The 8666-nt window shown below is 67.2% G+C and carries 9 protein-coding genes and 1 pseudogene; 4 read left to right on the top strand and 6 right to left on the bottom strand.

The window, feature by feature from the left end; translation table 11 throughout:
* The coding region (locus ABIA30_RS26755; protein ID WP_370071119.1) for a DUF222 domain-containing protein at positions 1-333 on the bottom strand (333 nt) is incomplete at its 3' end.
* A gap of 412 nt (positions 334-745) precedes the next feature.
* Here ABIA30_RS26755 and ABIA30_RS26750 point away from each other — a divergent pair.
* Positions 746-1732 (top strand): annotated as a pseudogene (locus ABIA30_RS26750) (IS481 family transposase); the annotation flags it as partial.
* 19 nt (positions 1733-1751) lie between these two features.
* Here ABIA30_RS26750 and ABIA30_RS26745 read toward each other — a convergent pair.
* The 4 genes from ABIA30_RS26745 to cobC are packed head-to-tail and all read right to left on the bottom strand — an operon-like array spanning position 1752 to position 5723.
* Entirely contained in the window at positions 1752-2813 is a 1062-nt protein-coding gene (locus tag ABIA30_RS26745) for a bifunctional RNase H/acid phosphatase (RefSeq protein ID WP_370071117.1), read from the bottom strand.
* Positions 2810-3559 carry a zinc ribbon domain-containing protein gene (locus ABIA30_RS26740; RefSeq protein WP_370071115.1) on the bottom strand — a complete coding sequence of 250 codons (750 nt, stop codon included), beginning with the start codon at positions 3557-3559 and terminating at the stop codon, positions 2810-2812. Before ABIA30_RS26740 ends, ABIA30_RS26745 begins: the two co-directional genes overlap by 4 nt.
* 23 nt (positions 3560-3582) lie before the next feature.
* Complete coding sequence (locus ABIA30_RS26735; protein WP_370071113.1) at positions 3583-4710, bottom strand: Nif3-like dinuclear metal center hexameric protein; 1128 nt, start codon at positions 4708-4710, stop codon at positions 3583-3585.
* Positions 4707-5723: an Rv2231c family pyridoxal phosphate-dependent protein CobC gene (gene cobC, locus ABIA30_RS26730; RefSeq protein ID WP_370071111.1), complete on the bottom strand. Its 1017-nt coding sequence runs from the start codon at positions 5721-5723 to the stop codon at positions 4707-4709. The genes ABIA30_RS26735 and cobC overlap by 4 nt, the downstream gene beginning before the upstream one ends.
* A gap of 24 nt (positions 5724-5747) precedes the next feature.
* On the opposite strand from cobC, the gene ABIA30_RS26725 reads away from it, so the two are divergent.
* The 3 genes from ABIA30_RS26725 to ABIA30_RS26715 are packed head-to-tail and all read left to right on the top strand — an operon-like array spanning position 5748 to position 7736.
* Positions 5748-6386: an HAD-IA family hydrolase gene (locus ABIA30_RS26725; protein ID WP_370071109.1), complete on the top strand. Its 639-nt coding sequence runs from the start codon at positions 5748-5750 to the stop codon at positions 6384-6386.
* Positions 6379-6900 (top strand): low molecular weight protein-tyrosine-phosphatase, encoded by a 522-nt coding sequence (locus ABIA30_RS26720; protein ID WP_370071107.1) that lies wholly within the window; start codon positions 6379-6381, stop codon positions 6898-6900. Before ABIA30_RS26725 ends, ABIA30_RS26720 begins: the two co-directional genes overlap by 8 nt.
* Positions 6900-7736 (top strand): SURF1 family protein, encoded by an 837-nt coding sequence (locus ABIA30_RS26715; protein ID WP_370071105.1) that lies wholly within the window; start codon positions 6900-6902, stop codon positions 7734-7736. Before ABIA30_RS26720 ends, ABIA30_RS26715 begins: the two co-directional genes overlap by 1 nt.
* Here ABIA30_RS26715 and ABIA30_RS26710 read toward each other — a convergent pair.
* On the bottom strand, positions 7693-8646 hold the full coding sequence (locus ABIA30_RS26710) for a cobalamin biosynthesis protein (protein WP_370071103.1): 954 nt from the start codon (positions 8644-8646) through the stop codon (positions 7693-7695). The two genes, ABIA30_RS26715 and ABIA30_RS26710, sit on opposite strands and share 44 nt — an antisense overlap.
* Between the last annotated feature and the right edge of the window lie 20 nt (positions 8647-8666).

The following is an 8666-nucleotide window of genomic DNA, read 5'->3' as shown; positions in this document are numbered from 1 at the left end:
AGACACGATCATCGCAATCAGCACCGCATCGACAAGGCCGTTGGCGTACACCGCCGCCACCTGCGGCAACCGTTCCCGCAACGTCACCGCCCGCTCCACCTGCGCCTTGGCCCGGCACCGCGACACCCCCAACGCCGCCGCCACCTCCACCACCAACCCGGTGAACCCATCAATCACCCAACACTGACGCTCCACATCATCATCGGGAGCCCGCAACGCATACAACGCCCCGATCGCCGCCAACCGACGCGCCCCCGCCGCATTCTCTTCCCGCGCAGCCACCGCGATCGCATCCACCACCGCCACAGCCGAAGAATCCCCAGATTCGAACATACATTCGATGATAAACCTCGCCACCGACACGCACCGGTGTGATGTATCAGGACATGGGTGACAGTTCTGATACATCACAACCGACGCACACCGGCGCCAACGGCCGGTCTGCATGACCACTCGAATCGGCGACGATTAGAACCGCTAAACACAAGCCGCCCAACGTAATTCACATCCGATAGTTAGACCACCTAACCGGACGGGATAACCCACGCCCCGGGATGCCGATCACTCAGTCAAACGAATCAACGACGATAGGAGCGGGCAAACCCAGACGATCCGCCGAGTCTGGTGAGTGCAACTAGCTGTACTGACCACGGACGTTAGGTACGGCGTGGCGTGGTGACATGAAGAAGACCTCCGAGTGAAGTGCGAGCTGTCTAGGAACGCACCAACCCTCTCGGAGGTCTTCGTGTCCCACCGTAATGCCCCGCTGTCCGAAACTGGCCGTCTGCGTTTGGCTCGTTGTGTCGTCGATGACGGCTGGTCGCTGCGCCGCGCCGCGGAGCGGTTCCAGGTCGCGGTCACCACGGCACAACGCTGGGCAGGGCGCTACCGGGAGTTCGGGCCGGCCGCGATGGCCGATCGCAGCTCACGACCACACCGCAGCCCCAACCAGACACCGACTCGGACCGAGCGGCGCATCATCAAAGTTCGTGTCCTGCGGCGCTGGGGACCAGCGCGGATCGGTTACCTGCTGGGTTTACATCCCTCGACCGTGCACCGCGTGCTCACCCGATACGGGCTGGCCAAACTGCACTGGTTGGATCGCCCCAGCGGCCGCGTTATTCGTCGGATCAACTCGGCTGCCCCAGGGGATTTGGTGCATGTCGATGTCAAGAAGATCGGCAAGATCCCCGCTGGTGGTGGATGGCGGATGCTGGGACGCACCGCCGGCAATCGCAATGCCCAGGCCGACAAGAGTTCGGGGCAGCGCAGCAAGCATCGCCATCCGCTGCGGGGGTATCACTTCCTGCACACCGCGATCGACGGGCACTCGCGATTGGCTTACAGCGAATTGCTCGCCGACGAACGCAAAGACACCGCCGCCGAGTTTTGGTCGCGCGCCAACGCCTGGTTCAACGAATACGGCATCACTGTTCGGAAAGTGTTGACTGACAACGGTTCCTGCTACCGATCGCATCAGTTTCGGGACGCATTAGGCACGATCGAACACCGCCGCACCCGCCCTTATCACCCGCAAACCAACGGCAAAGCCGAACGGTTCCACCGCACCCTGGCTGACGAATGGGCCTACGCCCGCCTCTACACCAGCGACACCGAACGCTGCGACGAATACCCCCGATGGCTACACACCTACAATCACCACCGCGGCCACACCGCACTCAAGGGTCAACCACCCGCCAGCCGCATACCTAACCTCTCAGGTCAGTACAACTGGCCGAGCGCGATACGACCTACAGGTAGTCGGTCTGGTTCACCAACCGCACGGCCGACCCGCCGTCGCTGTAGAACTCGGCGATGCTCAAGGAGGCCAGATCCAGATGCAACCGATAGAGGATGCCAGGGCCGGCATCGAGCGCGAGTCGCAACAAGGTCTTGATCGGCGTCACGTGCGACACCACCAGGACGGTGGCCTCGCCCTGTGAGGCGATGATCCGATCCCGCGCCCGCCGCACCCGACGGGCGACCGCATCGAAGCTCTCCCCACCGGGCGGGGTAATGCTGGTGTCTCCCAACCATTTCTGGTGCAGCTCGGGATCGCGCTCGGCGGCTTCGAGGAACGTCAGCCCCTCCCAGTCGCCGAAGTCGGTCTCGATCAGATCATCATCGACCGTGACGTCGAGGCCCAGCGCCGCCGCCGCGGCCGACGCCGTGTCGAAAGCACGCTGCAGGGGCGAACTGATCACCGCCGAAATGCCGCCGAGCCCGGCCACATAGCGAGCGGCGGCGGCGGCCTGACCACGCCCCAGCTCCGTCAAAGCAGGGTTGCCCCGGCCCGAGTATCGACGATTGACCGACAACTCGGTCTGCCCGTGTCGCAACAGCAAGAACCGGGTGGGTGTGCCACGCGCGCCGGTCCAACCGGGTGCCGCCGGCTTGGGTGCAGGCTCTGACGAGGCAGCGTCCATCGCCTCGTTCGCCAGGCGGTCCGCATGTTTGTTGCGCTCCCGCGGAATCCACGAAAACGTGACGTGGTCGAACCGGCCGACCAACTCAGTGGCTTCCCGGTGAAGGGCAATCAGGTCCGGGTGCTTGACCTTCCAGCGGCCGCACATCTGCTCGACCACCAGCTTGGAGTCCATCGACACCGCGACCTCCGCGGCGCCCAACTCCGAAGCCGCCTGCAGGGCGGCGATCAGACCGCGGTACTCCGCGACATTATTGGTCGCCCGGCCGATGAATTCCTTGCGCTCGGCCAGCACCTCGTCATGCGAGGAAGAGAACACCGCCGCGCCGTAGCCCGCCGGACCCGGGTTTCCCCGCGACCCACCGTCGGCCTCGACGAGCACCTTCACCCAACATCACCGGCACGAAAGTCCTTGACCCGTACCAAGATTGCCCCGCACTCCGGGCAACGGAGCAGGTCATCGTCGGCCGCGGCGGAAATCCGGGACAGTTCACCGCGGTCGATCTCGATCCGGCAGGCACCACACCGCCCGCCCTGCAGCAGACCGGCACCGGCACCCCCCTGCGCGCGCTGGCGTTCGTACAGCGCGGCCAGCTCCGGATCCAGCGACCCGACCAGCGCGATGCGGCGGTCCGATGCCACCTGCCGCGAGTCGTCGATCGATACCAAGGCATTGTCCCGTTCGACCTGCGCGGTAGTCAGATCACCCTGCAACGCGTCGATCAGCGCCAATTGCTCAGCCCGTTGACCCTGCAATTCTTCGCGGCGCTCCATGATCTCCAGCTGCTGCTCCTCCAGGCTGGACTGGCGGCGCTGCAACGTCTCCAGCTCGTGCTGCAGCTCAGAGACCTGCTTGGCCCCGACCGAACCGCCGTCCATCAACTGTTGGTCGCGGGTCTCGCGCTGGCGCACCGCGTCGATCTCGGCCTCGAACTTGGCCACCTGTTCATCAAGGTCTTCCACCGCGAGGCACAACGCGGCCAGCCGATCGTTGGCCTCACCGTGCTCGGATTTCACCGCCTCGAACCGCTGCTGCTCAGCGAGATTCTTCTGCCGGTGCGTCAGACGGGCCAGCGCTGCGTCCTGTTCCGCCAGCTCAAGCAACAAACGCTGTTGGGTTACTTCAGCTTTCATTTCAACGTCCTCGGCAATTCATCTCAGTCAAGCACATCCACGTTCCATGGATCAGTACGGATCTGACTGACCCGCACCGGCAACGCATCACCGAATTGTGCACGTAGGACCCCAGCCGCCTGCTCGCACCACGGAAATTCACTGGCCCAGTGCGCCACATCGACCAACGCCACGCCGGACGCCCGGCGATGCTCGTCAGCTGGATGGTGCCGCAGATCCGCGGTGACGTAGACGTCCACACCGGCCGCCGATGCCGCACCCAGCAGCGAGTCGCCCGCTCCCCCGCAGACCGCGACCCGCGACACCAGCGCATCCTGATCGCCCGAGGCCCGTACCCCCCACGAGGTCCGCGGCAGCCCGCGCAATACGCGAGAAGCAAAAGCCGACAAAGGTTCTGGTTCCGGTAGAGCACAGATCCGCCCGATGCCGACATTCGACGGCAACGCCGCGAACTCGAACACGTCGAACGCCGGCTCCTCATACGGGTGCGCGGCCCGCAACGCGGTCAGCAGTGCGCCACGCAGCCGGGCCGGGGCCACCATCTCGATGCGGTCTTCGGCCACCTGTTCCACCGCACCGACCGCACCGATCGCCGGTGCGGCACCCTCGTGTGGAAGGAACTGACCAACGCCGGAAGTGCTCCAGCAGCACTGCGAATAGTCGCCGATGCGACCGCCACCGGCGCCGAAGAGCGCCTCGCGGACGACTGCCGCGTGCGAGGCGGGCACGTAGACGATCCACTTGTCCAGCCGGCCGCCGGCCGCCTCCGCGGGCTCCAAAACACCCTCGACCTGCAGTCCGAGCGCCGAAGCCAGGGCATCGGACACCCCGGGCGAGGCGGCGTCGGCATTGGTGTGGGCGGTGAACAGGGCCGCACCTCGGCGGATCAGCGAATGCAACAACGCGCCCTTGGCAGTGTCGGCGGCCACCGTGTCGACCCCACGCAGCAGCAGCGGATGGTGGGCCAGCAGCAGGCCGCGCTCGGGCACCGACGCCACCACCTCGGCCGTCGCATCGACGGCAATGGTCACCGATTCGACAGCCTCGCCGGGGTCCCCGCAGACCAGCCCGACCGAATCCCAGTTGTACGCGAGCGCCGGCGGGTACGCGGCGTCCAGCGCCGCGATGACCTCGCCGAGCTCGACGCTCACCACACCACCTCCTGCAGCGCTTGCACGAGCACCGGCCATTCGGGCCGTACCGCCGCCCTCAGGTATCCGTCCGGCAGGCCGAAGAACGTGTCACCGCGTCGCACCGCAATCCCTTTCTCCTGCAAGTACTTCCGAGCCAGCTCTGGATCGGGTACGCCGAACAACACGAATGGTGCCGCTCCGGCGACCACCGGGAATCCCGCGGCAGTCAGCCCGGCGACCATATCGGCCCGCAGCTGCGTAAGTCCGGCCGCACCCGCTGCAGCCTGGGCGACGGCGTCCGGGCCGCAGCACGCGATGACGGCTTCCAGCTGCAGCGTGCCCAGCGGCCAGTGCGGGCGCTGGGCGGTCAGCCGGGCCAGCACCTCAGGGTCTCCCAGTGCGTACCCCACCCGCAGGCCGGCGAGCGACCAGGTCTTGGTCAGGCTGCGCAACACCACCACGTCAGGCAGCGACTCCGGGGCCAACGACTGCGGTTCGCCGGGCACCGAGTCCATGAAGGCCTCGTCGACCACCACAAGACGGCCCGGCCCGCGCAGCGCCAGAATCTCAGCGCGGCTGTGCAGCACCCCGGTCGGATTGGTGGGGTTGCCGACCACCACCAGATCGGCCGCGTCCGGAACCAGGGCGGAAGGCAGCCGGAACGGCGCGGGCAACACCACCTGCGCCACCGGGACACCAGCCGCGTCGAAGATCGCCTCAGGCTCGGTGAACGACGGCGCGATCAGCGCCGCCAGCTGGGGCTGCAGCCGCGGCAGCAGGGCAAAGCCTTCGGCGCCGCCGGCCAGCAACGCGACTTCCTCGGGTGCCCGCCCGTGACGTGCCGCCACTGCGTCGCAAGCGGCAGCGACATCGGAAGCCGACGGATAGCGCCCCAGATCATCCAGGCGGGCGGCCAACCGCTCGCTCAGCCAGGCCGGCGGACCGGCACTACGCACGTTCACCGCAAAATCCAGCATGCCGGGCGCGACGGCCTGGTCACCGTGATAGCGGGCGGCGGTTCGACTTGCCACGCCTTGACATTAGACAATGGCCCGGTGACTCCACAGCTGGTGATATTCGACCTCGATGGGACCCTGACCGATTCCGCCGAAGGCATCGTGGCCAGCTTCCGGCACGCGCTGACCGAGATCGGTGCCGACATACCCGATGGTGACCTGGTCGACCGGATAGTCGGCCCGCCGATGCATGTGACGCTGGGCTCGTTGGGACTGGGCGATCGCGCAGACGAAGCGATCGCCGCCTACCGCGCCGACTACACCACCCGCGGCTGGTCGATGAACCGCATGTTCGACGGCATCGAGGCGCTGCTGGCCGATCTGCGTGCCGCGGGCGTGCGACTGGCGGTGGCGACGTCCAAGGCCGAACCGACCGCACGACGCATCGTCGAGCATTTCGGCATCGACGAGCATTTCGAGGTGGTCGCCGGGGCCAGCGTCGACGGATCGCGCTCAGCCAAGGCCGACGTCGTCGCCCACGCCCTCACCCAGCTGCAGCCGGTGCCCGATCGGGTGCTCATGGTCGGTGATCGATCGCACGACGTCGAGGGTGCCGCGGCCCACGGCATCGATACTGTGGTCGTCGACTGGGGTTACGGCGCAACAGATTTCGATGGCCAGGCCCATATCCGACGGGTCGCTACCGTCGACGACCTGCGGGAGGTGCTGGGTGTCTAGGAGGGCAGGAGCGCAGCGACCGGGGAATCAGACACAGTTGCATGTGACGTTCGTCTGCTCGGGCAACATCTGCCGTTCTCCGATGGCCGAGAAGATGTTCGCCCACCAGATCAGCGAGCGCGGACTGGCCGACGTGGTCCGGGTGACCAGCGGCGGCACCGGAGGTTGGCACTCGGGCGACCGCGCGGACAGCCGGGCCGAGCAGGTGCTGCGAACCCACGGCTACCCAACCTCGCACAGTGCCGCGCAGGTCGGCCCCGACCATCTGGCCGCAGACCTGGTGGTGGCCATGGGCCGCAACCACACCCGCATCCTCGACGATCTGGGGGTGGACCGCGAACGGCTGCGGATGATGCGGTCTTTCGATCCGCGTTCGGGCGCGCACGCCCTGGACGTCGAAGACCCGTACTACGGCGATATCGCCGACTTCGAAGAGACGTTCCGGGTCATCGACGTATCGCTGCCCGGGCTGCACGAGTGGGTCGACAAGCAGCTGGCCGAGCGGGACTCCTGATGCGGCGCCTCGCGTTCTTGTTCCGGCCGCAGTGGCTGGCACTGTTTGTCGTGGTGATCGCCTTCGCATACCTGTGTTTCACCGTGCTGGCGCCGTGGCAGCTGGGCAAGAACACCCGAACCTCCCGGGAGAACAACCAGATCTCGTCGTCGCTGAACACCGATCCGGTTGCTCTGACAACGCTTCTACCGCACCAGGATTCGCCGGCCGCGGATGCCCAGTGGCGCAGGGTGACGGCGACCGGACACTACCGGCCGGAGGGCCAGGTGGTGGTCCGGCTGCGGCTCGACGACGGTGACGCGTCCTACGAGGTGCTGACGCCGTTCGCGGTCGACGGCGGACCGGTGGTGTTGGTGAATCGCGGATACGTCAAAGCCGAAGACGGTCCCGGCGTGCCGGCGTTCGCTGCGCCCCCGACCGGCAGCGTGACCATCACCGGCCGGCTGCGCGACCCCGAACCGGTCAGCGCAGGCAAGGAGCCGTTCCGCCGCGACGGTATCCAGCAGGTGTACTCGATCAACCCGGCGCAGGTCTCCCAGTTGACCGGGGTGCCGCTGGCCGGCTCCTACCTGCAACTGGTGGAGGGTCAGCCGGGAGGCCTCGGAGTGATCGCGATACCGCATCTGGATGCCGGGCCGTATCTGTCGTACGGCATCCAGTGGATCGCGTTCGGGATCGTCGCGCCGATCGGGGTCGGGTACTTCGTGCGCGCCGAGATGCGACAACGACGACTGGAAAAGAGCCAGGTGGCAGCTGGTCCCCCCGACCCCGACCAACCCGCCGAACCGCGCACTACCGAGGAGAAGCTGGCCGACAGGTACGGCCGACGGCGCTGAGGTACACGGCCATGCCGGTAGCCAGCGCCTGTACCCGCCGCGACAGCCGTACCGCTCGAAGCAGATCTTCGGCACTGGGCGGTGGCCCTTCGCCCAAAGTCGGGCGCATCTGTATCCCGTAGGAGTACTGCGTAGCACCGCCGAGCTGCACTCCCAGCGCCCCGGCGAAGGACGATTCGACCACACCGGCATTGGGGCTGGGGTGCTTGTGCGCGTCGCCGCGCCACGCCCGCCACGTGGCACCGGGATGACCGGACACCACCATGACGCACAGCCCCGCCACCCGGGCTCCGACGAAGTTCAGCGCATCGTCGAATCGTGCTGCAGCCCAACCGAACCGCTCGTAACGCTCGGACCGATGGCCGATCATCGCGTCCAGGGTGTTGGCGCCGCGATACACCAGCAGGCCCGGCACACCGGCCACCGCTCCCCACAAGATGGGCGCAACCTGGGCGTCGGAGGTGTTCTCCGCGATCGATTCCAGCGCCGCCCGCGCCAGACCGTCGGCGTCCAGTGCGGCGGGATCTCGGCCACACAGTGACGGCAGCAGCTCACGGGCGGCGGCGATGTCACCGCACTCCAGCCGGGACGCCATGTCGGAACCGGTGCGGGCCAAGGACGTTCCGCCCAATACGGTGTAGGTCGCTGCGGCGGTCACCAGAGTCGTGGCAAGCGGCCCACGCGCCGCGCGCTCCAGGCCGAGACCCAACGCGGCCAGCCCACCGAGCAGCACCGCGGTGTGTGCGACACCGGCCGCCCGGCTGTCGGCGTAGCTGCGGCGCTCCAACGCGACGGCGGCCTGGCCGAACAACGCCACCGGATGGCCGCGCTGCGGATCGGCCCAGTACAGGTCGGCCAGATACCCCAACGCGATACCGGCCGCACGGGCTGCACTTCTGCGTCCAATCACGCCGGGAGCGTCTCACAGGG

This window comes from Mycobacterium sp. MAA66 (assembly GCF_041261665.1).
Classification (GTDB): Bacteria; Actinomycetota; Actinomycetes; order Mycobacteriales; family Mycobacteriaceae; genus Mycobacterium.
Note: the sequence above shows the minus strand (reverse complement) of the source record. Positions and strands in the feature narration are given on the sequence as shown.